The sequence below is a fragment of the Solibacillus sp. FSL K6-1554 genome, assembly GCF_038005185.1.
Taxonomy (GTDB): Bacteria; Bacillota; Bacilli; order Bacillales_A; family Planococcaceae; genus Solibacillus; species Solibacillus silvestris.
The window spans coordinates 843,378-866,883 of sequence record NZ_JBBOSS010000001.1 but is presented as its reverse complement, the minus strand read 5'-3'; the positions used below and the strand labels follow the sequence as shown (position 1 = coordinate 866,883).

The following is a 23,506-nucleotide window of genomic DNA, read 5'->3' as shown; positions in this document are numbered from 1 at the left end:
CTTCGTCAAAATTAGAGCTTAGAGGATCTAAAAGGGGGTGAAATAACTTCACCCCCTCGAAAACCCTTATAAAGCCTTGTTTTAAGACACTTTTGAAAAACTACCCAATAATGATCCGTTCCTTCGGGTAATGGTACTTCTTCTTCTTGGCAGATCCTCCGATTGAATACAGGAAAGAAATGAGCCCTACTCGCCCTACAAACATGAGCACCATAATGACCATTTTTCCGAATGCCGTCAAGTCCCCCGTTATGCCGAGCGACATCCCGCACGTTCCGAAAGCTGATGTAATTTCAAATATGACTTCCATCATAGAGGCGCTAGATTCTGTGATAAACAGCACCATCGCAGCGCCGAGCACCATAATAATCGCAAAAATAAGCACCGCAAACGAACGGTATACATCGATTAAATGAATCTCCCGGTTAAAAATTTGAATTTCCGACTGCCCGCGGGAGAATGCAATTAAAAACAAAATAACGATCGCAAATGTCGTGGTACGAATTCCCCCACCGACAGAGCTTGGTGATGCCCCAATAAACATTAGTGCACTCATAAAGAGCTGTGTCGCCTCGTTGAATGAAGTGACATCATAGGTTGTTAAACCAGCCGACCTCGTGGAAATCGATTGGAACATAGCCGAAAAAGCAGCCTCATGCCATCGCATCCCTTTAAAGGACTGAAAAGATTCGATAATAAAAATTACGACCGAACCAAAAACAAATAAGGCAACATACGTAAACGTCGTAACCTTTGTAAATAAGCTAAAGCGAAATGCCGGATCCTTTTTCGTTAAGTAGGCCTTCACTTCAATTAATACGGGAAAACCGATCGCTCCGAGGAAGATTAAAATCATACAAACAAATTGTATGAAATAGTCGTGATGAAACGGCTGCAAACTCATTCCCGTAATATCAAAGCCTCCATTTGTTGTCGCAGAAATAGACGCAAACAATCCATTAATCGCCGATTCTTCCCATGTCGCAAAATAACGCTTAAAATGTACCGTTAATATAAGGGCACCTGTAAATTCAATGATAAACAGCAGCTTGGCTATTTGACGAATCAAAGCAACAACACCCGATAAATTATATTGATTATGGTCAATCATAATAAGCTGACGTTCACGCATGCCGATTTTCTTTCCAAACAGCAGCCATAAAAACGTACCGATGGACATAATCCCAATCGCACCGAATTGCAGAATAAGCAAAATCATGGCAAGTCCAAAGCTACTGTATGTTTCTGCAACAGTAACGGTCGTTAAACCCGTTACACTAACCGCACTGACCGCCGTAAATAGACTGTCTAAAAATGATACGTGTACACCTTCCAAATGGACTCCCGGAAGTCGCAGCAATAAAAACGAAATTAAAATGGCTACAGAATAATAAGTGATTAAAATTTGGAAAGGCGTAATTTTACGCTTTTCGAATTTTTTAAAAGGCATAGATTGGCCTCCGATAATTGATTACATTTTTACTAGTATAATGAATATCATGGAAAATGAAAAGAAGATACTTCTAATAGTTGAAGTATCTCCTAAAACATATATTATTCTGCTTTTGCTTTTTTGTTTTTGTATACACTTACTAAATAGCCGCCTACTGCAAGTCCAAGCAGTACTACCCAGAAGATGGTTTTCCATGTTGTCGAATGCGGGAAATGCGGGTCGATAATGGCCAAGTTCTCATGTCCTAACGCCAATACCGCCAATTTGACACCTACCCAGCCTACAATTAAAAAGGCTGCAGTTTCCAATGTTGGATAGTCGTTTAACAGCTTAACAAACATTTGGGCCGCAAAACGCATAATGACAAGCCCTATAAAGCCACCAAGGAACATAACAGCAAATGGACCGGCATTAATTCCGCCGATATGGTAATCACTAATGTGCGGTAATGTCATAGCAATAGCTACGGCTGCAAGCATTGAGTCGATTGCAAACGCAATATCCGCAAGCTCTACTTTTAATACCGTCATCCAGAAACCAGAACCTTTGCTCTCTTTCAATTCCAAATCTTCATCCTGCTTTTTAAAGTGATTATCGTATAGATGTTTTATGGATATGAATAATAGATAAGCCGCACCAAGCGCCTGAATTTCCCAGTATTTCGCTAAGAATGTAATTAGGAACAGCGCGATGAATCGGAATACGAACGCACCGAATAATCCGTAAAATAATGCCTTTTTCTGTTGTTCTTTCGGTAAGTGTTTAACCATTACTGCCATTACAACTGCATTATCTGCAGCTAACAGCCCTTCAAGGAAAACTAATACAAGTAAGACCCATGCATATTCTAATAAAATTGCTTCCATGAAATTTCTCCTCCTTATTATTTACTTGTACCCAATAAATTAGGCGTTAATAATGTGAATTTGAAAAAATACCCTTTTTGGCCAAAAAAGAAAAGACCTCTGCCTATGTAAATAGGCAAAGGTCTTGCTAAGCACATAATGCTATCACACCCGATGGCTCCTAACCATGTAATGACGAATGTGAAGTAAGTACATTTAAAAATAGCGCTTATCTAAAATGACAGGCTGCTACTTAAATCTCTTATAGCTACTCCCCTTTGACAAATGTCAATTGGATATTCAATTCAATTATATTGCTATTTTACCGATAACGTCCCGAAAAATCAAACATTCTTTTATAATTCATCAAAATTTTACATTGTCGTGCGGTAAATAGTTTTTTCAATCTATTCTTTTGCTTCCTTTTCAATCAGGCTGTAAATGATCGGTACGATAAATAATGTTAAAACTGTTGAACTAACCAGCCCTCCAATAACGACAATGGCCATTGGCTGATTCATTTCTGTACCTTCACCAATTCCCAATGCCAATGGTACCAAACCTAAAATAGTCGTTAAAGCCGTCATCAAAATTGGTCTCATTCGATCCTGGGCACCCGTAATAATGGCCTCGGTTATATTTAATCCTAGCTGTCGTTTCTGATTAATATAATCAATAAGAACAATGCCGTTATTTACAACAATCCCCACTAATATAAGGATGCCGATAATGGCTGTAACACCGAGCAATGTATTAGTTACAAACAGAGAAACAGCTACACCGATAACCGTAAGCGGAACACTGAACATCATCACAAACGGTAGCTTAAAGGATTCAAATTGAGCGCCCATTACTAGATAAATAAGAATAACAGCCAGCAGAATGGCCAGTATCATATCTTGTTTTGCACTGTCGAAAAGCTCACGGTCGCCACCAAAAACAACTTTCGATGTTGCAGGAATACCCTCTTCTTCAATCGCATTATCCACTTTCTTAGAAATGCCGCTAAGGGACTCCGATGTATTGTATTTTACAAACACGGCTACGGCCGATGCCTGATCCGATCTTCGAATAGCCGTTTGGGTTTCTTTTATTTCAACCGATGCCAGCTGCTGCAGTTCGACAAACACCCCCGCATTTGTTCGAAGCTTCATCGTTTTAAGTGCTTCTACATCTTCACGGTATGCTTTTCCGAATCCAGTATATACACCTAGCACTTCACCATCTTCGGCAATGATCTGTGTTGTAAATGCGCCTCGTGTCATCATATTGACGGTTTGAGCAATTTGTGCGGGCATTAACCCATATTGAAGTGCATTATCACGATTTACTTCAATTTGTATTTCCTCTTGAACTTCATCCAAATCAGTCGTTACCTCGGTAACCGAATCAATCTTTGCAATACGTTGCTGGATGGAAGCGACCGTTTCTTTCAACTGAGACTCATTGCTGTCTGTCACGCGAAATGTTAATGAGTTCGGTGTTGAACCTGAAGAAGATGAAAGCGAGAAATTCACTTCTGCACGCTCTCCGATTTGCTGTTGCACTTGTTTTTCAAAAAGCTCAACAAACTCGAATATGGAGCGATCTCGTTCCGATAATTCAACGAGCTTAACTGAAATCTCCCCTTCATTTTGTTCACTAGTACCCCGCGATAAAGATTGCTGATTCCCTCCAATTAAACTGACCACTACATCAACTTCTTCATATTGCTTTGCCATCTTCTCGATTTCTGAAACAATTTGTTCTGTTTTTTCAACTGCTGCACTGTTTGGAAGCTCAACGGACAAAGATACGAATCCTTCATCAGTCGGCGGCAAAAACTCTGTACCTGTTTTATATACCATAAAGCCGGATATACCGACTAAGACGATGGTAATTGATAAAATAAGGGCTCGTCTCGATAAGCCCCATTTAAGTATTTTCGTATAATTTCGGTACAGCCATGAATCTTGACGCTTCTTTACTACATTCGAAGGCTTTGTACGTAAGAAGCGGCTTGCCAGCATCGGTACAACCGTCAGTGCCACAAATAGTGAGGCAATTAAGCTAAATGAAATCGTTAACGCGAATTCCACAAAAATTTGACCAATTAACCCACTTATAAAAATGACCGGCACGAAAACTGCAATCGTCGTGACAGTAGAAGCGGTAATGGCTAAAGCTACTTCCTTCGTTCCATTGGCTGCCGCTTCTTTCGGATTCTCACCAAGCTCTAAATGTCGCTCAATATTTTCTATAACAACAATGGCATTATCCACTAGCATCCCGATTCCAAGGGCAAGGGCACCAAGTGTCATAATGTTCAAAGAAAAGTCCGCAAAAAACATAAGTACAAAGGTTACGATAACCGAATACGGAATAGCAATGCCAATAATAAGCGGACTTTTTATTCCGGATAAAAAGACGAAAAGCACAAGCATCGCAAATAGCCCGCCAAAAATAAGCGAGGAGCTAATATTGCCGATTGCTAAGCGAACATAATCCCCCTGGTCAAATAAAATTGTTGCTTCAACCCCATCATACTGGGGCTCATCCAATAATTGACCAAGTTCCTTCTGAAAAGTTTCGGAAACATTTGCAGTATTTGCCCCGGACTCCTGCAAAACCGAAATGAGGACAGCCTGTTGGTCATTTGCTCGAGTAATTGTATTCGTTTCCTGTTCTTTGCGTTCTACAGTCGCTATATCCTTAACTTTTATTGCTTCACCTGTTAATGGGTTGACCGAAAGTGCAACATTCGCTATTTCTTCCGGACTTGTAAATAAACTGACTACTCGAGTCGTTAACAGCTGATTCTCATTTGTACTTAGCTCAGCTCCCGGCATCGAAATATTGCTAGCCTGGATAATTTGCATCACATCATTTTGCGTCAAATTATTCTGCTCAAGCTTCCGGGCATCAAGCTCAATCTGTACTTCTTCTACAATTTCACCTGAAACGGTTACACTTGCCACCCCTTCAGTCCGCTGCAATTCCTGTTCAAGTGATTCAGCGATTTGACGGATATCGACTTCTTCATTTTCTGCTGCGAGCGCCATTTGAATGACCGGAAATTGCGAAGGATCAAATTTCAAAAAGCTTGGTTTCCCCGCATCTTCAGGAAGTGGAACAAGATCAATTCGCTGTAATATGTCGGTTTGCACATCATCCATACTTGTTGACCAATCAAATTCCAAAATAATCAGGTTCGAGCTTTCTAGCGATGTCGACTGCACTCGTTTAATCCCCGGCAATGTTGCCAGCGAAGCTTCAAGCGGCTTTGTCACTTTTTCGTTTACTTCAATCGGACTTGCACCCGGATAGCTTGTCACAACAACTCCAATCGGCGGATTTAAATCAGGTATTAACGTAACGGGAATTTTAAATAATGAAACTGCGCCGAGTATTAATACAAAAATCATTGAAACAATTGTAAAAACCGGGCGTTTTATAGAAAACTTACTTATATTCATCGGTGGAAAGTCCTTTCAATTTATCTTCATATTAATTAAAATTCGTGTAGAGCTATCTATTTCCCTTTAATATTTGACAGAAACTATGTTACTACAGCAAAATGTTACAAAAAATCATACAAGGTAGGCAGGAGTTAAGCACTCGATCTAGTGAATTCCAGTGAATTTTTCTTGCCTGCTATTCAAGAAACGGGGCCTATCTATGTGTTTAATTGCATTTTCTTATAAAGTTCATCCAGCATATCCGCTCATCATTGTTGCAAATCGTGACGAATTTTATGACCGTCCGACAGCCGCCGCCCATTTTTGGGAAGATGAATCTGACATATTAGCCGGACGGGATTTACGTCAGCAAGGAAGCTGGATGGGGCTGTCGAAAAGTGGTCGTTTTGCTGCAATTACAAATTACCGTGACCCGCGCCTTCCTGAAACCGGCCAATTGTCACGCGGCGAAATTGTACGGCTGTTTTTAACTTCAACGGAATCGACAGACTCATTTATTCAGTCTCTTCGATCAAAAAGAGATTTGTACGGCGGCTTTAATATCCTGCTTTACGACGGCGAAGACATGCATCATTACAATAATATTTACGATGAACACCGCATTGTAGAAAGCGGTGTTCACGGTGTAAGTAACGCTACTTTCAATACACCATGGCCAAAAGTAGAAACCGCAAAGCACATATTGGAAAATGCAACCGATAAAGACACAATTGAAGTAAACAGTTTAATACCGTTATTGGCAAATGATGAAATCGCACAAGATGAAGTATTGCCAAATACTGGTGTAGGTATCCATCTAGAAAGGTCCTTATCCGCTCAATTTGTTAAAATTCCTAATTATGGTACTCGCTGCTCGACAGCCATTGTTTATCACAATAATGGCGAGATCGATTTTCTTGAACGGACATATGAGAACGGTGATTATAAATTTGACCGGTCTTACCATATTGATTCGGAGGAATGAGCATATGGAGAGGAGTTTGGGGATGGCGATAAGTTCTACTTTCTTGCGCTTTCTTTCAACATTCCGGGTGATTCTTTCTACTTACTCCCGGAAATGTTCTACTTTTCCCGTTCTAATTTCTACTTTTCAGCTGGAAAGTTCTAATTAATTTCCCGGGTTCTACTTTTCTCCCGCTTTTGTTCTACATTCCGGGTGATTTGTTCTACTTTCTCCCAGAAATATTCTACTTTTCTCGTTCTAATTTCTACATTTTAGCACAAAAGTTCTAATTAATTTCCGGGTTCTACTTTCTCGCGCTTTTGTTCCACATTCCGGGTGATTTGTTCTACTTTCTTCCGGAAATATTCTACTTCCCCCGTCCACCGTTCTACATTTCAGCTCTAAACTTCTAATAAACACCACGCCCAGCCCAACTCAGCTCATCCATCCCCATATCCTAAAGCATAGCTCCAAACACAAAAAACCCGGCAATTTTTCTTCGTAGAAAATTACCGGGGCTTTTAATATCAAATTATAACAAGCTGTATAACTGAATGTTTTCGTTCTTCTCTGAGAACCAACGCATTGCAAATTCATTTTCGAATAAGAATACTTTATTATCGAAACGGTCTTTTACAAGCATTGAACGTTGAGAGTGCATTGAATCTTTCACATCTTCTTCATTTTCAATCCAACGTGCAATCTTACTGCCAATCGGCTGCATAATTACTTCCACGTTGTATTCGTTAATCATTCGGTGCTGGAATACTTCAAACTGTAATTGACCAACCGCACCAAGGATTACTTCTTCAGTATGCATTGTTTTGAAATACTGAATTGCACCTTCTTGTACTAATTGAAGCACACCTTTTTGGAATTGCTTCCCTTTCATTACGTTTTTCGCCGAAACTTTCATGAAAATTTCAGGTGTGAATTGAGGTAGTTTTTCAAAGTTAAATGTTTTCTTACCGCCGACTACTGTATCCCCAATTTGATACGTCCCTGTATCATAAAGACCGATAATGTCACCTGCAACCGCTTCATTTACTGTTTCACGATCATCTGCAAGGAACTGTGTTGACTGTGTTACTTTGAAAGATTTACCTGTACGTGAAAGTGTCATATTCATACCGCGCTCAAATTTACCCGATACGATACGCACGAATGCGATACGGTCACGGTGAGCCGGATTCATATTCGCTTGAATTTTAAAAATGAAGCCAGAAAACTCGCCATGCTCTACAGGATCGATAAATTGCTCATCTTCTGTAATACGAGGCTGAGGAATCGGTGCAAATTTTAAATACGTATCAAGGAATGTCTGAACACCGAAGTTCGTTAATGCAGAACCGAAAAATACAGGTGTCAATTCACCACGCGCAATTTTATCCTCTGAATACGCATTACCAGCTTCATTTAAAAGTTCGATATCATCGATAGCTTGTGAATAGTACGATGTCTTTTTCATATCGTTGTCAATGGCTAAATGCCCTTCTTCATCAAGTGGTAAGTAGCGGTCACCTTCTTCTACACGGAACTGTTCGATACGTTTGTTGTAACGGTCGTAAATTCCAAGGAATTCTTTCCCCATACCAATTGGCCAGTTCATTGGGTACGCGTTAATGCCAAGCACTTCTTCTAATTCTTCGATAAGCTCTAATGGCTCTTTCCCTTGACGGTCCAATTTGTTGATAAACGTAAAAATAGGAATACCGCGCATTTTACAAACTTTGAATAGCTTTAATGTTTGTGCCTCGATCCCTTTAGCTGCATCGACTACCATGACAGCCGAGTCTACAGCCATTAACGTACGGTACGTATCTTCCGAGAAGTCTTGGTGTCCAGGTGTATCCAGAATGTTTACACGGCAATCTGAATAATCGAACTGCATTACAGAAGATGTAACCGAAATCCCACGTTGTTTCTCGATTTCCATCCAGTCAGATGTTGCAAACTTCCCTGATTTTTTACCTTTTACTGTTCCTGCGTCACGAATCGCACCACCGAATAATAGTAGCTTTTCTGTAATCGTCGTTTTACCGGCATCCGGGTGACTGATGATGGCGAATGTACGACGCGCTAATATATCTTGTTCTAAAGTCATTAATTTCGTCTCCTTTTTTCATACTTTCTTATTTTAAAAGACAACAGTCAGTTGTTACAACCTTTTTTACTTTGGCGCGCTCATTTTACGTAATCTCCGGAATATTTTGAAGAGCACAAATCCTATCACGATGGCAATTGCATTTAATAATACATCATCGACATCTATACTACGACCAATAAAATATTGGGTACTTTCAATAAATAAGGGAATTGCGAATGCAACGATATGCATGATGCGCCATCCTCTAAATTTTTTCCATAACAGCGGAATAAAGAAGCCAAAAGGAATAAACAGGACAATATTGCCTGCCAAATTATAAAATGCGATATTTGCCAATGGTCCATTCAATTGATCATAATACAGCATAATTGTTTGTAATGGGGTAAAATTACTGCGTACATATGCGCTGGAAGTATCAAAAATGATCTGTCCATTTGAGATTTGGAAGCTTGGGATAATCGTTTGTGAAAAAATACTGATACTGTAAAAGAAGAATAGGAGCATCACCAACTCGCGCCTTGCACTTTTTGTTTTATTTTTCATATAAAACATTCGCAATATGCAATAAATCGGGAAGCTCACAGTGCAATAAGCAATCATACTAAGTAAAAATGAATGGATCATTTTTGTCACCTCCAAAAAAATCCACCGTTAACGCTATTACGTTAACACGGTGGATTTGAAAAAATTATAGCATAATCTATACAAATTTTAACTTTCCAGCTTCAATCGCAATTTTCGCATCACTATGCGGGTATTTCGTATTTTCGATAATTTGGTAATCTTCATGACCTTTACCTGCGAAAATAATAATATCGCCAGGATTTGCAACGCTTACCGCATGTCTAACCGCTTCTGCACGGTCACCGATACAGGCATAATTTTTATGTTTCATGCCTTTTGCCAAATCACCCGTAATACTGTCGAACTCTTCATAGCGAGGATCATCTGTCGTCAAGATAACATAATCGGCAACAGATGCTTTCTCTGCCATCGTCGGGCGTTTCGTTTTATCGCGACCGCCACCTGTTCCAACAAGGAAAATCAGTTTATTTTCCGGTTTTTTATAGGGCATTGCCGCATTGATCGCTTTTTCGATAGCATCCGGTGTATGTGCATAGTCGATGAATATTTGAATCGGTAAATCCGAATCTACTTTCTCCATACGACCTTTCACCGGTGGCAGCATTTCAATTTGTTCAATAATGACTTCAATCGGGAAACCGCGTGCATAGAATACGGCTGTTGCTGCAAGGACGTTGTAAATATTAAATTCACCAAGTAAATGCATTGACACGGGGAATGTACCCTCCGGCGTTTCCATATCAAATTGCGTCATTCCATTACCATAATTGCAGTTTACTGCTCGGAAAATTGCATTATTATGCAATCCGTAAGTCCAAATTGGATATGGTGTCATTCCCGCATAGCGCTCAGACCAAGGATCATCCGCATTTAAAACGACATGCTTGTTCTTTTCCAAGTCTTGTCCAAGTTGAGAAAACAGTAGACCTTTTGTATTACCATAGTTTTCCATCGTACCATGGAAATCTAAATGATCATGTGTTAAATTCGTAAATACCGCCACATCATAGTCTACACCTGCTAAACGGCCTAACGCTAACCCGTGTGATGACACTTCCATCACCATTGCACGGCAGCCTTCGCTTTTCGCACGGAAAATCATCTGTTGTGTATTCAATGAATCACTAGTTGTATTTGCCGACTCATATAACACACCATTTAAATTAAAACCGATTGTTCCGGACAATGCCGATTTTTCGCCAAGCCCGATTAATATATTGTGGATAATTCCAGATACACTTGTTTTGCCGTTTGTACCTGTTACCCCGATCATCATAATATCCTTTGATGGATAATCAAAAAACTTTGCCGCTAAAATGCCAAGTGTACGTGTTGTATTTTTTACGATTACTTGTGCAATTTCCCCATCTAACTGTAAAAGACGTTCTGTAACGATTACAGTTGCACCTGCATCAACTGCCTTTTGAGCATAATCATGCCCATCCACCGTAAAACCTTTTATACAAATAAATAAACTGTTTGGCTGTACACTGCGCGAGTCAATCGCAATATCGGTAATCAATTTCGGTAGTTGACCTACAACTTTTTTTTGCATCAGTGTACTTAAAAGTTCTTCTGCATACATAATTCTTTCCCCCACACTTGCAATATAATTGCGAATGATAATTTCCTTCTATGTACTAATCATCATACTGTGCATAGATTAAAATTTCCACGCTTTTCATTAACTGTAATGTTTCCGTATAAAATAAACTTGTTTGCAAAATAAGGACTTTGGACATATAATACATAAGTTCATTTTTCTCAATATTAAATCAATATTGAACTAAAATTATATTAAGATAAAGACTCCACTTTTGTTTACTTATTTTTTTTATTTATACGATATATCTATCATATCAAAATTCGCCATTTATCGACATCATGAATTACTGTATCATTATAGTTAATATTACTTATCCGAGGTGTTTTATGCAGCAACATGAAATTTTAAATAAGCGAAACCTGCTTATGATTATTACTTATTTTTTCTCAACGCTTATTTTTACTACTGTCATTGTTACACAGCTGTTCAAGCATCCTTATTCATTTTTAGTCATTAATATTGGAAGTTTCTTTATACTCATTGCTTTGTATTATTTAAAAACGCCTCCAAAAATGCTTCAAATTATTTTGATTTGTACATGGCATTTAATCGTATTCCTTTTTAATTATCAAAATGTAAATATAATTTCGTTTTATACTTTTATATGGCTTATAGCGATTTTAACCATTTACCGTTCATATATTATTACTTTAATCAATATTTGCCTTGTGTTTATTGAAATTTTTATTTTAGATAAATTATCAATGATTCCCTACCATAGCTTTAAATCAGAAGATCACCTTTTACTTTTCAGTTTTTTAATTACCGTTATCATCATGAGTATTGGTCAAAGTCTTTTTATAAAACAGATTTGGTTAAAGTTAGAAAAAAATGCAATTGACCGGGAGTATTATTTGAATTCCAAGCATGCATATTTACATTTGTTTTTCGAGCAGGCTAATGATGCAATTGCTGTATTTGATTTGGAGGACCGTGTCATTGCGGTCAATCCTGCATTCGAAAAATTGTATGGTTGGTCCAAAGAGGAAGCATTAGGGCGTATTTTACCGCTCATTCCCCCGGAAAGGGTGGAAGAGTCAAAAAAAAGAATAGAAGATTTAAAGCTTGGAAAGAAATATCATCTTCATGAAACGATCGATATGAGAAAAGACGGCACTTTTTTTGATGCACAACTTTCGTTATCGCCTATTTTGAGCCCGCATGGCGAAATTATCGGATCGTCCGTAATTTCACGGGACATTTCCTATATTAAAGAAAATGAAAATCTAATATTGCAATCGGAAAAACTAAAGCTTGTTGGAGAGCTTGCTGCGGGTGTAGCCCATGAAATCCGCAATCCGATGACGGTCATTTCCGGCTATGTACAAATGATGAATGAAGACCCAAATTCACCTTACTATGAGTATACAAAGCTTATTCAAAATGAAACAGAGCGTATCGAATTAATTTTATCGGAGTTTCTTGTATTATCTAAACCTCAAGCAAATCAGTATGCCCCGATTAATTTGGCGGAAGCATTATCGGAAGTCGTCCAGTTTCTTCAATATGAGTTCCAGTCAAAAGCGATTTCCTTGAATATTATTAATGAATTTTTGAACATTACAATTTTAGGTAACAAAAATCAACTGAAGCAAGTTTTCATCAATTTATTTAAAAATGCAATTGAAGCAATTAATGAAGACGGTTCAATTACATTGCAAGTATGCAAAAGTAAGGATGGGAAGGAAATCTATATCCAGATGATTGATACGGGATGCGGTATTCCGCCACATGTACTGGAGCGCATATTTGAACCTTTCTATACGACGAAAACAAAAGGGACCGGGCTCGGCATGATGATTATCAATAAAATTGTGCAAGATCATCAAGGATCCATCCAAATTAAAAGCAAGCAGCATGTCGGTACTGAAATCTTATTAACATTCCCGATAATGACAGAATAATAGAAGAAGGCTTTCCTGATTTTTGCGGGAAAGCCTTCTTCTTATTTTATTTCATTATTGTTCGAACAAGCTTTACTTTTTGTTTATATGGTGGGTATAGCAAACTATTTGCCAGTTTATTAGAACGATGCATAATTGATTTCGGATGTGTGAAGTTTTCGAAACTTGCTTTCCCGTGATATGCCTTCACACCTGAAGGCCCCACTCCGCCAAACGGTAAATGCGTATTGCCGACATGTGTAATGACGTCATTTATACAGCCTCCGCCAAACGGAAGTTCCTCTAAAAAGTACGCGATGGCTTTTTCATTTTCCGAGAACAAATACGCACTTAATGGTTTTGGCAATTGACGAATTTCATGAATTGCTTTTGGTAAATTTTCATACGTCATAATCGGTAAAATCGGTCCAAACAGCTCATCTTCCATCGAAGGTCGATCCCACGTAATATTTTCCAGCACTGTCGGTTCCATATATAAATCCTCACGGTCAGTTCGCCCGCCAAATGTGACAGTATCCCGTTCCTTATCTAAAATCGTCTGTAGACGGTCGAATTGGCGTTCATTAATAATACGCCCGTAGTCCTGACTTTGCTGTGGATCATGACCATAAAATTCTTTGATTGCTTTCTTTAGGAGACGAGTAAATTTTTTCGCAACACTTGTATGGACAAGAACATAATCAGGCGCCACACATGTTTGCCCTGTATTGTTGAATTTCCCCCACACGATTCGCTTCGCTGCTACATCCAAATCTGCTGTTTGGTCGACAATCGCCGGACTTTTTCCACCCAATTCCAACGCAATCGGCGTAAGACGTTCTGCTGCCGCTTTTGCAACAACCTTCCCTACCGCGACACTTCCCGTGAAGAAAATATAATCAAAAGATGCATGGATTAAAGCCGTAACTTCATCCTTTTCTCCCTCTACAACACGTATATATTCAGGAGGGAATACTTCTCCGAGAATTTTTTTCACAATAAATGCTGTATGTTCTGCGGATTCCGATGGTTTTACGATCGCCGTATTTCCTCCGATAATCGCTCCGATCAATGGCTCCATAATTAATTGGAATGGATAATTGAACGGCCCAATGATTAATGCCACTCCATATGGTTCACGCACAACATAGCTTTTTGCAGGCTGGAAATGAAGCGGTGTTTTGACAGGCTGCGGTTCCATCCAGCTATTTATATTTTTTAAAAAGTAAGAAATACTATCATATACAATACCGATTTCAGTTGTGAATGCTTCAAACTCACTTTTTCTTAAATCCAATGCTAGAGCTTCTATTACTTGTTCTTCGTATTTTTTTATTGTGTCCTTTAATTTTAAGAGCTGTTCTTTACGAAATTCCACATCTTTTGTTGCGCCAGTAAAATAAAAAGCGCGCTGATTCTCAATCATTAGTTCAACATCATTTGCAGTAAAATTCATTTTTTTCATCCTTCCCAAAATTAATATCCGTGACATATACAGAGATTCAGCTTCATTCATCACGACTAAAGAAAATGGCCATTTTTTCTGAATGAAGATAAATGTATGCATAAATTATAGCTGTTCACACATATTAACTATAGTAATAACTACTACAAAGTTAATAAATTTTCCTGCAAATAAAAGGAGGTTTGATGATAAATTTGTCTTAATTTTTAAAGAAAGGTTTATAAATAAAGGCATATGGGAATTTCATAATTAAATAAATAATCGAACATAATAAGTAATGTAAAACAATCGTACAAGGAGGCTATATAAAATGATTATTACTGAAACTTGGTGGGGCGAAATTTTTTCGGGGCCATTATCTATTGGATTAAACGAACAGAAAGTTAAACAACTTGAGGATGAATCATTTTTATACTTTGACGAATTTGTTGCTACAATTCCTAATGAAGAACAAAATACTTAATTTTTAAAAGGACTGTCACAATTGGCAGTCCTTTTTAGTATTTTTTTGTGGCATAATGACTATATAATAGTGATTATTACGCTAGGTTCATAGGAGGTTATCCTTATTTTAAATAAATTACTGAAATTTATGTTAATCGCCTTACTTATTTTTGTTTGCGTCGTTTCAGTACAATATATTATAAAAATGCAGAATTCCGAAGAGGAAGAAACAATCATTGAAGCCAAGGCATCAATGACCCAGGAGCAATTGAAAACTCACACTATGCTTATGATGACAGAAATTGTGCTGAAGCAGTTTGTCGAAAATATAATGCTGAATATCGAAATCGTACCGGTTGACGACAAGCAAAATGTCATCGTCTCATTGCGGGCATCAGAATTTCTTAAAGAAAGTACACTCTTGAAAGATAGCTACAACTTATTAAAAGAAATTCAGCATGTGGAAGAAATAAATGATATTACATTAAAGTGGTTTATGCCTGTAAAGAACAATAATACTGAAATTCTCACTGTCACTTTTGATGACGAGGCGTTGGCTGCTATCAACGAAATTTCGTATAAAGACATTCCTCAAGCAGCCACTCAATATATAAAGCATGAACATTTAGATTAAAGTCCATTTACTAAATAAAAAGCGGTTCAAACTTTACGTGTCGTAGAATTTGAACCGCTTTAATTTATGTCTCAAGATTTATCTGAAACTTGCTTATGCAAACAAAATTTTTCCGTTTATTCATCAGCATCAGCTATTTTATTGATTCATTCATTTGCTGTAATGCCGCTTCCACATTTGTTACCGCTGTAATTAGCTCTTGTTCTTGTTTTGTCGTGAAGAGATTATAGTTTACGTAATCTTCTTTTCCCACTTCGTAGTACGCCACAATTTCGTTTAATTTTGTAATAGCATTTGATGCAGCTTCGGCGCTTTCAGTAGAAACACGTGGAACAAACACTTCCATTAAATCTTCTGCTGCATCCGTTTGTGCTTTCACTGCATATACTTCATTTCCAGCAATGCTCGGCGAAGTTAATCGGTTATTTGCCATATCCTGAAACATTGTTACTGCTGAAGCAAGTACATTAGTTTCAGAAACGTCAATTGTCGCAAAATCGGCTTGAAGTGACTTCACATCGGCAACAAGTTCCTCAGCAATTCCTTCGTAACCTGCTGTCTTCTTCTCACCAAATAATCCATATGCTATACGCTGAAAACCTGTCGTGTCCGTTTCTTTACCTTCAACAATGTCACCGTTTATTTTTCCGTCAAGCTTCTGGAAACTCGGGGCAAGTGGCTGTAGTCGTTCATAATACATCGTTACTAGCGGATACAGTTTCTGTGCGTCTTCCAGCTTTCCTTCGTTAATAGCAGTCGCTAAAAGTTCGGTATCTGTTACAAAGCTGTCCATTTCCCCTGCTAAAAGTGATTTGAACTGCTCTGCTTCTGCACTCACATCGATTACTGCTTCCTGCTGTTCCACAGGCTCTTCTTTCTGTTCTTCTTCTTTTTGCCCACATGCTGCCAATACGGAAACAGCAAGTAATGCCGTCATTATTTTTTTACTGTTTTTCATCTTACTTCACCTCTTATTTTTCTAGTTCGACTACTTTTGCATGAACGACGAAACGTTCCTTATCGTTTTGTGATGTCGTGCATGTTGACAATGTAACTATTTTATCAGCAGCCGTTATATGAACCGGCAATTTTATATTGGAACGTTGCTGTATTTTCTCTAAAAACTGCGTATACGTGTTGTCTGTAAATTGTGTTTCAATATAATAAAAGTCGGTTGTCGTTTCATATGCGGCAAACACTTGCAATGCAAAGCGCTTGTCATTCGTTTCATAATAAAATACAGGATGGGCTTCTGCGTATACCTGCTCGCTAAACTTAGGCAAATCTCCGAACATCGTACCATTGCGTAAAACATGCCCGTAAAAAATCGTATGACGATCTTCCATTACCTCATTGCGAAAATCGGCAAATATACTTCCGCCACGACTTTTCTCGTCTAAATAATTATGTTTTAAGTAAAATTCATTATTATCCCTTTGCAAAACAGGGTTATTAAGACGGGTATTTTCCAATGTGAGCCAGCCGATGATATGATCGTTTTGCTGTTGAATTGCGGCAAGCTCACTTTGTTCGACAATTTGCCGCGCATCTTCCAGCTTGTTTTCCACTTCCTGATAGCTGAAAAAATACCGGATAATAATCGCCGCGCAAATAATCATAACAATGCCGCTTACAATTTGAATAATTTTACGCATTTTAAATACTTAACGGCATCATATATAACCCGAGCTGCTCATCTTCATGAAACACGGAATTGACCCCGTATACTTCCTTAATTACTTCTTTTGTAATAACATCGCGCGGTGCACCTTCAGCAATGATTTTACCGGCTTTCATCAAAATAATGTGGTCACTATAGCGGATTGCCTGATTAATGTCGTGGAGTACCATGACTATCGTCAAGCCATACTGTTCATTCAGTTGCTTAACGAGCTCCAGCAGTTCCAGCTGATAGTATATATCCAAATACGTTGTCGGCTCGTCCAGGCACAATATTTCCGATTTTTGTGCAAGTGCCATTGCAATCCATACACGCTGCCGTTCTCCGCCGGAAAGTGCCGACAAATCATTATGCCGTTTTTCAAGCAGATTCGTACATGTAAGCGCCCATGTAACGGCCTCCTCATCCTCTTCAGCTCGCTTCTTGAATAATGAAGTATGCGGCATCCGACCGTACATAACAAGCTTCTCCACCGTCAAATCTGAAGGAATATCGTTTTGCTGATAGACAATCGCCAATTTCTTTGCAAACTCTTTCGACTTATATTCCACTAAATCCCGATTTTCGAGCGTTGCCTGACCTTCAAGCGGTTTTTTGTTCCGTGACATAACACTTAGCAATGTGGATTTCCCGCAGCCATTAGGCCCTATGATTGTCGTCACTTTCCCTTTTGGAATGGCGGTCGATACTGCATTTAAGTGGCGGGTCGCCCCATCATGGGAAACGACTACTTGTTTAATTTCCATATTGGTTGTCACTCTTTTCTAAGTAGGAATATGAGGAAAGGTCCTCCGATAATGGCCATAATCGTTGATGCCGGTACTTCCATCGGGCTGAACATTGTACGTCCAAGGGTATCTGCCAACAAAATAATAAATGCACCGAGCAGTGCCGTAAATGGAATCAACACTTTATGATCATAACCAACAAGTCGACGCGCAATATGCGGCACTAAAATTCCGACAAATGAAATGACCCCTGCCACCACGACGGATGCTGCAGCTAGCAGCACGGCCACCGCTGCAATAAGGATGCGTGCACCTGTAACATTAAAACCGACGCTTTTGGCAGTTTTATCGGATAACACGAGCACATTGCAGGAAGCGTATAAAATAAAAGCAAGAAGTAAACCGATTGAGCCATATGTAACAATTAACGATACATCATCCCATGTTTTTAAGGACAGGTTCGATGTAATTGCGCCTGTTGCCGATGCGCCAAAACTGATCATCGCTTCCGTTAGTCCCGAGAACATCGCATTGATTGCAATCCCGACTAAAATTAACTTTAATGGATTCAGCCCTGACTTCCAGGAAAGCAGGAAAACGAAGAAACATGCAAGTGCACCCCCGATAAATGCTGCAATTGGGGTGAAGAAAAATAATGTCGGTACAAAGCTTACGATAAATAATTTTGTAAATGCAGCTCCCGCGGATATTCCGATAAAACCGGCATCTGCCAATGGATTTCGCATAATTGCCTGCAATAGTACACCGGCAACCGATAAAGCAGCTCCGGCAAAGATCGCAACGATGATTCTCGGAAAACGCAAATCCTTAATCGCAGCCATATCCGCATTATCGGCATTGAAGAAATTCGTTATAAAGTCGATAAATGACATCTGTATACTGCCTGTTGTCGCTGCATAAATAATTGTCATAACAAGCAATACAGTGACAGCGATAAAGCTTATAATTTTTTTTGTCACAGAAAACATCCTTTATATGATGAAAAGCAAAACCTCCCTCAAGACTTTGCTTTTCCAACATTATTATTGAGATAGTGAAACTTCAATCAGTGGAGCAAATAATTTACTACCCGTTAATTAGGGATAAAATATTTCTACTAACTGATTGAGTGCTTCCGGTACATTCAATGCTGCTGTCGTACCAAATAGTTCTTCCTCTAAATCATATACTTGTCCATTTTTCACGGCATTAAAATGTTTCCATACATCATTTTTTACAAATTCCTCGTCAAACATTTTAATTACCTCATCCGGCATACCGTGCGATAAACGTAAAATGATATCAGGGTTCGATGAATATAAATGCTCTGTATTGGATGGCAAATATTCAGCATTTTGACCAGCCATGACATTCTCCCCGCCTGCAAGACGTACTAAATCTCCCGCATAGGAATTTTCGGTCGCCACTAAATAACTGCCTGGTACACCTAGTAAAATGAGTACCCTCGGCTTCTCTTCATTATTTGCTGCAACCTCTACCGCATCAATTTCAGCCTGTAGCTCATCATTTAAAGCCTTTGCCTCGTCCACACGGCTGTAACGTTCGCCAAGTGCTGTAATTTCACCCATCATTGATTCAATACTTGTTAAATCAACAAAATCGACCGGAATTTTCAATTGTTCAAATTTAACCTTTAAATCGTATTCCAATGTTGAAACAGACAATACTTCAGTTGGATTGAGCGATTTGATTATTTCCGCATCCGGATCCATTGCATTCCCGATATTCGGCAGATCATCAAAACGAGCAGGCAAATCCTTTACCGTATCCGGAATTGCGACAGCATCAAGATTAAGTCTATCTAATATTTGTGCAATGACAACCGTTCCCGCAATAATGCGATGCTCCTCTTCAACTGCCGAAGCCTGTTCTGATGAAGTATTGTCATCGCCGGTATTGGATGACTCTGCTTTCTGTTCACTATTTCCGCATCCCGCAAGTACGGCGATACTCAGCGTGAGACCGATTAACCACTTCTTCATTTCCTTTTCCTCCCAGCTGTTTAAACTGAAGTAAAATTTCATCACATCCAGGATGGAAGTTTAGTTCAATTTAAGCGTAGCATCTCCACTTTCCTTACTTAAAAATAGGATTGGGGCTGTATTAAAAGCCGCAGCTTTCAACACAACCCTACCTAAACTCATATTAGCTAACGGCTATTTGTAATAAGCCATTTACGTTTCATTGAATTATTTCTTTAGACCATCAACAACTGTTAACGTATTGTTTAAGATTTTTGCCATTTGAGAGCGTGTTAATTTGTTTTCAGGATTGAATTTCCCTTCAAAACCTGAGATAATACCTAATTTATTTAATTCAGAAATTGCTTTTGATGCTTCAACTTCTTTTGGCATATCAGAGAATTTTGCTGCTTCTCCTGATGCTTTATAGCCGTTTTTCTCTAATAGACGGTAAATCATTAACGCCGCTTGTTTACGAGTTATATCTTGTCCAGGTGCAAATGTAGTAGCTGTTTTACCGTTAATAATACCGTAACCGTTTAATGCATTGATTGCTGTTTTTGTTTCAGCATCATATTTTGCAATATCAGAGAAATTCGCTTTTGCTGGTACATCCAATTTTAATGCACGGTTTAGCATTAATGCGAATTGAGAGCGTTTCAAGTTGTTTCCAGGGTTGAACTTGTCTGCACCTTTGAAAATCCCTTTGTTATAAAGGTTAATGATCGCATCTTTGTTACCGTTGTTTGCGATATCTTTAAATGGAACAGTTGTTGAGTTCTTATCGCTAAACTTCATTTGGAAGTCATGTGCAGTTTCATATAATACATTCCCATTAAGAACTACTTTTAAATCTGCTGTTGCTGTATAGATTTTTTCTAAATCTTTAACTGATAACGTGTAGATTTTTACTGTATTATTGCCAACTTTTTCTTCTGACTTTAATGCTACTGTTGCGCCCTCAACATCGAAGCCTAATAAATGTTGACCTTCAGGGAATGTTAATTCTACATCATAGCCACCTTCAGTTGTTGTCACTGTTACCTCATCGTCTAAATATTTATTGTGCATAATAGACAATTCCTGAGTTCCGTTCTTTAATGCTTTAACATCCATTTTTACAGATTCAACAGGTGCAGGTTTTACTTCAGCTTTTGGTAACTCCAGGTCAGCTGTTTCGATAGCGAAACCGAAGTCATACCATTTATCCATCTTCGCTGCAGGAACAACAACATGTACACCTGCTTCATGTAATTCACTAATTGAAGGAATTTCTACTGTATAAACGCCATCTTTTTCAGTTGCTTCTTTACCTGCAATTTTAAATCCAGCTACCATTTCTTTTGAAGTTGCCGCTACAGATACTTCTACAGAATATTTGCCGTCTTTTACGATTAATTTCGCTTCAGGTGTGAAGTGGTTTGTAATTGCTTTGTAGTTACCTACTTTTTCTGAATTATATGCATCCCAAACAATATCGTAAGTACCATCCGCTACTGAATCGAAAGTTTTGCCTGGTGTATAAACTTTCTCTTCTTTCACTTCTTCAACCGGCTTTATTGTTTCCGTTACTTCTTTAATTGATTTTGCATCAGGTGTTAATGTAACTTTATAATCAACTGGATCTTTGCCAACGAAAGGAATTGTCATATTAAGAGTAGCTTCTACAGGAGCATAATCTGCCGTTACTGGAATATTGATGTGCTTTTTCCCGTTATATTCAGCCATTGCAGGTTGTCCTGCTACTGTTACGCTATTTACCATTGCTAATACCGCATCTGATAATTCAATATTGATAAATTGCTGACCATTACGTTCAACTAACTTGCCTGTAGTTGGAATAAAACCTTTTAGTGCATCATCTGCATCAACATTAAAGTCAATTGTTTTTGATGCTGTCGAAGTTGCTGCAACTGTTGCCTTTGTTTCTGTAGTCGTGTCAGCAGATACTGCCATTGCTGGTACGATTGCTGATGTAGCAAGCAATGATGCTAATACTGCTTTAGTTGCTTTTGATTTGTTAGCCATTCTTTATTTCCCCTGTCTGTTTATATAGTTTTTGTTTTCTTTGCGCGAATGAATACAACGGCTGCTATGATAAATAAAATAACTGCCATTAATGGTAATTCATCGCTCGTCTCCGGATTTTCAACTACCTCAGAATCTTCAGCTTGCTCCGTTTCAGATGCAATTTCTTCATCTGGTTTTGTAGAATCATCTGTCTCTGTCGTTTCTGTTGTCGCTTGCTGTTCGGATGAATCTGTATTCTGCTTTTCAGTTGATGGTGCTGGTGTATTTGAAGAAGTATGACTTCCTGACGACTTTGTTGGTGTTTCTTTAGGTGCTGGAGTTGTTTTTGCAGGTTCCTGCTTTACCGTTTCTTTAGGTTCCTCGACTTTTGCTTCAGGTAACCCTCCGCTATTAAATACAAAGTCTACACTATAGCTATGATGGTAATCGATATCATCAATGTCGATTTTCATCGCTACTGTCACTAAATTTGCATTGGAAACAGAAAATTGCACTGTACGGTGGTCTGAGGATTCATTTGAGCTGATTACTTTCGCTCCGCCTGGAGGATTAAACTGTGTCACCCAACTGCTGTTTTTAATCGTAATCTGCATTGTCATTTTTCCGTTGTTTACGATTAACTTGGCTGGCTTTAAAAAATAGTCATTTGCCATTGATGCCGAATTGCTCCCGGGTTTATTTACTTGATAACTAACATCATATGTACCATCAGCAATTGCTGCAGATGAATTATTCGGTAAAGTAAACGCTACCAAAAAAAGAGCAGCAAAAAATATGAAGAAACCTTTTCTCACACTATTTCTCCTCCTTTTCTATATAATATCAAAGTTTCTAATAGAGAATATTTCTCAATTCCACTATATAGCATGCCATAAAAATGGTTGATTCTCAAATGGCAACATTCCCCTTTCCCATTAAATTTCGGCCAATCCTTTAAAAATTCATGAATTTGTCGCAATTACAACTTGACTCTTTTTTACTGAAACTCATCTCTTTACAAAAAAGGAGTATAAACAACGGACACTTGTATTTTTCGACCTGTATATTACTTATTGATTTGTGGAAGAGCGCCTGGCAGATAACCCTTTCCCCTATCCAACAATAAGCGACTTCTAATTAAAGAAATCGCTTATTAATTTACCTATTTAGTTATGTACAACCCACATTCTGAATTTAGATATATAAACACTTATTTTCTCACTGCCTGCACTGCTGCTCGAATTCCTAATAAGTAGCTCTCTTCACCAAAACCGGAAATTTGCCCTGTCACAATATCCGCGAATACTGATTTTTCACGGAAGCTCTCACGTGCATGAATATTTGACATGTGCATTTCAACGATTGGGCCTGTAAAAATAGCTAAAGCATCTCTAATTGCATAGCTATAGTGAGTCCATGCACCTGCATTCATAACAATGCCGTCAACTCCCGAAAGGAATGCTTCGTGAATTTTTTCTACAAATTCACCTTCATGATTCGTTTGAAAAGTTTCTACTTCTACATTTAATTCTTTTGCCAGTTCTTGAATGTTGTTATTAATTTGATCTAAAGTAATTGTGCCATAATGTTCAGGATCACGTTTCCCGAACATGTTGTGGTTAACACCATGTAACATTAAAATTTTTGTCATCATCCATACTCCTTAAAATAAATTGTTATAT

General features: G+C 38.4%; 19 protein-coding genes. 4 read left to right on the top strand and 15 right to left on the bottom strand.

Annotated elements, in window-relative coordinates; all coding sequences use genetic code 11:
• Positions 1–100: 100 nt before the first annotated feature.
• From MHB58_RS04090 to MHB58_RS04080, 3 genes are all read right to left on the bottom strand, one after another.
• Positions 101–1,450, bottom strand: coding sequence for a TrkH family potassium uptake protein (locus MHB58_RS04090; RefSeq protein WP_008403524.1), 1,350 nt, complete (start codon positions 1,448–1,450; stop codon positions 101–103).
• A 104-nt stretch (positions 1,451–1,554) separates the two neighbouring features.
• Positions 1,555–2,319 (bottom strand): TerC family protein, encoded by a 765-nt coding sequence (locus tag MHB58_RS04085; protein WP_008403525.1) that lies wholly within the window; start codon positions 2,317–2,319, stop codon positions 1,555–1,557.
• A gap of 386 nt (positions 2,320–2,705) precedes the next feature.
• Positions 2,706–5,753: an efflux RND transporter permease subunit gene (locus MHB58_RS04080; protein ID WP_340734754.1), complete on the bottom strand. Its 3,048-nt coding sequence runs from the start codon at positions 5,751–5,753 to the stop codon at positions 2,706–2,708.
• Positions 5,754–5,955: 202 nt separating this feature from the next.
• On the opposite strand from MHB58_RS04080, the gene MHB58_RS04075 reads away from it, so the two are divergent.
• A complete protein-coding gene (locus MHB58_RS04075; RefSeq protein ID WP_340734753.1) occupies positions 5,956–6,720 on the top strand; it encodes an NRDE family protein in 765 nt (254 codons plus the stop codon).
• Positions 6,721–7,231: 511 nt separating this feature from the next.
• Here MHB58_RS04075 and MHB58_RS04070 read toward each other — a convergent pair.
• The 3 genes from MHB58_RS04070 to MHB58_RS04060 form a co-directional block, all read right to left on the bottom strand.
• Positions 7,232–8,803 carry a peptide chain release factor 3 gene (locus tag MHB58_RS04070; RefSeq protein WP_014824591.1) on the bottom strand — a complete coding sequence of 524 codons (1,572 nt, stop codon included), beginning with the start codon at positions 8,801–8,803 and terminating at the stop codon, positions 7,232–7,234.
• A 66-nt stretch (positions 8,804–8,869) separates the two neighbouring features.
• Positions 8,870–9,430 carry a VanZ family protein gene (locus MHB58_RS04065; RefSeq protein WP_008403529.1) on the bottom strand — a complete coding sequence of 187 codons (561 nt, stop codon included), beginning with the start codon at positions 9,428–9,430 and terminating at the stop codon, positions 8,870–8,872.
• A gap of 76 nt (positions 9,431–9,506) precedes the next feature.
• Positions 9,507–10,976: a UDP-N-acetylmuramoyl-L-alanyl-D-glutamate--2,6-diaminopimelate ligase gene (locus tag MHB58_RS04060; RefSeq protein WP_340734752.1), complete on the bottom strand. Its 1,470-nt coding sequence runs from the start codon at positions 10,974–10,976 to the stop codon at positions 9,507–9,509.
• A 347-nt stretch (positions 10,977–11,323) separates the two neighbouring features.
• Here MHB58_RS04060 and MHB58_RS04055 point away from each other — a divergent pair, with 347 nt between their 5' ends.
• Complete coding sequence (locus MHB58_RS04055) at positions 11,324–12,901, top strand: two-component system sensor histidine kinase NtrB (RefSeq protein ID WP_065216502.1); 1,578 nt, start codon at positions 11,324–11,326, stop codon at positions 12,899–12,901.
• Positions 12,902–12,947: 46 nt separating this feature from the next.
• Here the strand turns inward: MHB58_RS04055 and MHB58_RS04050 are convergent, their stop codons facing one another.
• A complete protein-coding gene (locus tag MHB58_RS04050; RefSeq protein WP_339263895.1) occupies positions 12,948–14,336 on the bottom strand; it encodes an aldehyde dehydrogenase in 1,389 nt (462 codons plus the stop codon).
• Positions 14,337–14,655: 319 nt separating this feature from the next.
• Here MHB58_RS04050 and MHB58_RS04045 point away from each other — a divergent pair, with 319 nt between their 5' ends.
• Together MHB58_RS04045 and MHB58_RS04040 are read left to right on the top strand one after the other, a co-directional pair.
• Complete coding sequence (locus MHB58_RS04045; protein WP_008403534.1) at positions 14,656–14,808, top strand: hypothetical protein; 153 nt, start codon at positions 14,656–14,658, stop codon at positions 14,806–14,808.
• 186 nt (positions 14,809–14,994) lie between these two features.
• Positions 14,995–15,423, top strand: coding sequence for a hypothetical protein (locus tag MHB58_RS04040; protein WP_339263894.1), 429 nt, complete (start codon positions 14,995–14,997; stop codon positions 15,421–15,423).
• A gap of 133 nt (positions 15,424–15,556) precedes the next feature.
• Here MHB58_RS04040 and MHB58_RS04035 read toward each other — a convergent pair whose 3' ends face one another.
• The 8 genes from MHB58_RS04035 to aroQ all read right to left on the bottom strand — a co-directional run bounded on the left by MHB58_RS04035 (position 15,557) and on the right by aroQ (position 23,475).
• Positions 15,557–16,381, bottom strand: coding sequence for an EfeM/EfeO family lipoprotein (locus MHB58_RS04035; RefSeq protein ID WP_340734751.1), 825 nt, complete (start codon positions 16,379–16,381; stop codon positions 15,557–15,559).
• Between the two features lie 13 nt (positions 16,382–16,394).
• Entirely contained in the window at positions 16,395–17,078 is a 684-nt protein-coding gene (srtB, locus tag MHB58_RS04030) for a class B sortase (RefSeq protein ID WP_340734750.1), read from the bottom strand.
• A 1-nt stretch (position 17,079) separates the two neighbouring features.
• Positions 17,080–17,850: an ABC transporter ATP-binding protein gene (locus MHB58_RS04025; RefSeq protein ID WP_014824597.1), complete on the bottom strand. Its 771-nt coding sequence runs from the start codon at positions 17,848–17,850 to the stop codon at positions 17,080–17,082.
• A gap of 8 nt (positions 17,851–17,858) precedes the next feature.
• On the bottom strand, positions 17,859–18,812 hold the full coding sequence (locus MHB58_RS04020; RefSeq protein WP_008403539.1) for a FecCD family ABC transporter permease: 954 nt from the start codon (positions 18,810–18,812) through the stop codon (positions 17,859–17,861).
• Between the two features lie 117 nt (positions 18,813–18,929).
• Entirely contained in the window at positions 18,930–19,835 is a 906-nt protein-coding gene (gene isdE, locus MHB58_RS04015; protein WP_340734749.1) for a heme ABC transporter substrate-binding protein IsdE, read from the bottom strand.
• A gap of 207 nt (positions 19,836–20,042) precedes the next feature.
• On the bottom strand, positions 20,043–21,842 hold the full coding sequence (locus MHB58_RS04010) for an S-layer homology domain-containing protein (RefSeq protein ID WP_340734748.1): 1,800 nt from the start codon (positions 21,840–21,842) through the stop codon (positions 20,043–20,045).
• Positions 21,843–21,862: 20 nt separating this feature from the next.
• Entirely contained in the window at positions 21,863–22,639 is a 777-nt protein-coding gene (locus tag MHB58_RS04005) for an NEAT domain-containing protein (protein WP_014824600.1), read from the bottom strand.
• A gap of 395 nt (positions 22,640–23,034) precedes the next feature.
• Positions 23,035–23,475 (bottom strand): type II 3-dehydroquinate dehydratase, encoded by a 441-nt coding sequence (gene aroQ, locus MHB58_RS04000; RefSeq protein WP_014824601.1) that lies wholly within the window; start codon positions 23,473–23,475, stop codon positions 23,035–23,037.
• Positions 23,476–23,506: the final 31 nt, after the last annotated feature.

Coding starts and splice junctions, on each gene's coding strand:
- MHB58_RS04045 (WP_008403534.1), top strand. CDS start 14,656: ATGATTATTACTGAAACTTGGTGGGGCGAAATTTTTTCGGGGCCATTA.
- MHB58_RS04010 (WP_340734748.1), bottom strand. CDS start 21,842: ATGGCTAACAAATCAAAAGCAACTAAAGCAGTATTAGCATCATTGCTT.
- MHB58_RS04070 (WP_014824591.1), bottom strand. CDS start 8,803: ATGACTTTAGAACAAGATATATTAGCGCGTCGTACATTCGCCATCATC.
- MHB58_RS04090 (WP_008403524.1), bottom strand. CDS start 1,450: ATGCCTTTTAAAAAATTCGAAAAGCGTAAAATTACGCCTTTCCAAATT.
- MHB58_RS04040 (WP_339263894.1), top strand. CDS start 14,995: ATGCAGAATTCCGAAGAGGAAGAAACAATCATTGAAGCCAAGGCATCA.
- MHB58_RS04080 (WP_340734754.1), bottom strand. CDS start 5,753: ATGAATATAAGTAAGTTTTCTATAAAACGCCCGGTTTTTACAATTGTT.
- MHB58_RS04065 (WP_008403529.1), bottom strand. CDS start 9,430: ATGATCCATTCATTTTTACTTAGTATGATTGCTTATTGCACTGTGAGC.
- aroQ (WP_014824601.1), bottom strand. CDS start 23,475: ATGACAAAAATTTTAATGTTACATGGTGTTAACCACAACATGTTCGGG.
- MHB58_RS04055 (WP_065216502.1), top strand. CDS start 11,324: ATGCAGCAACATGAAATTTTAAATAAGCGAAACCTGCTTATGATTATT.
- srtB (WP_340734750.1), bottom strand. CDS start 17,078: ATGCGTAAAATTATTCAAATTGTAAGCGGCATTGTTATGATTATTTGC.
- MHB58_RS04075 (WP_340734753.1), top strand. CDS start 5,956: ATGTGTTTAATTGCATTTTCTTATAAAGTTCATCCAGCATATCCGCTC.
- MHB58_RS04050 (WP_339263895.1), bottom strand. CDS start 14,336: ATGAATTTTACTGCAAATGATGTTGAACTAATGATTGAGAATCAGCGC.
- MHB58_RS04085 (WP_008403525.1), bottom strand. CDS start 2,319: ATGGAAGCAATTTTATTAGAATATGCATGGGTCTTACTTGTATTAGTT.
- MHB58_RS04025 (WP_014824597.1), bottom strand. CDS start 17,850: ATGGAAATTAAACAAGTAGTCGTTTCCCATGATGGGGCGACCCGCCAC.
- MHB58_RS04060 (WP_340734752.1), bottom strand. CDS start 10,976: ATGTATGCAGAAGAACTTTTAAGTACACTGATGCAAAAAAAAGTTGTA.
- MHB58_RS04035 (WP_340734751.1), bottom strand. CDS start 16,381: ATGAAAAACAGTAAAAAAATAATGACGGCATTACTTGCTGTTTCCGTA.
- isdE (WP_340734749.1), bottom strand. CDS start 19,835: ATGAAGAAGTGGTTAATCGGTCTCACGCTGAGTATCGCCGTACTTGCG.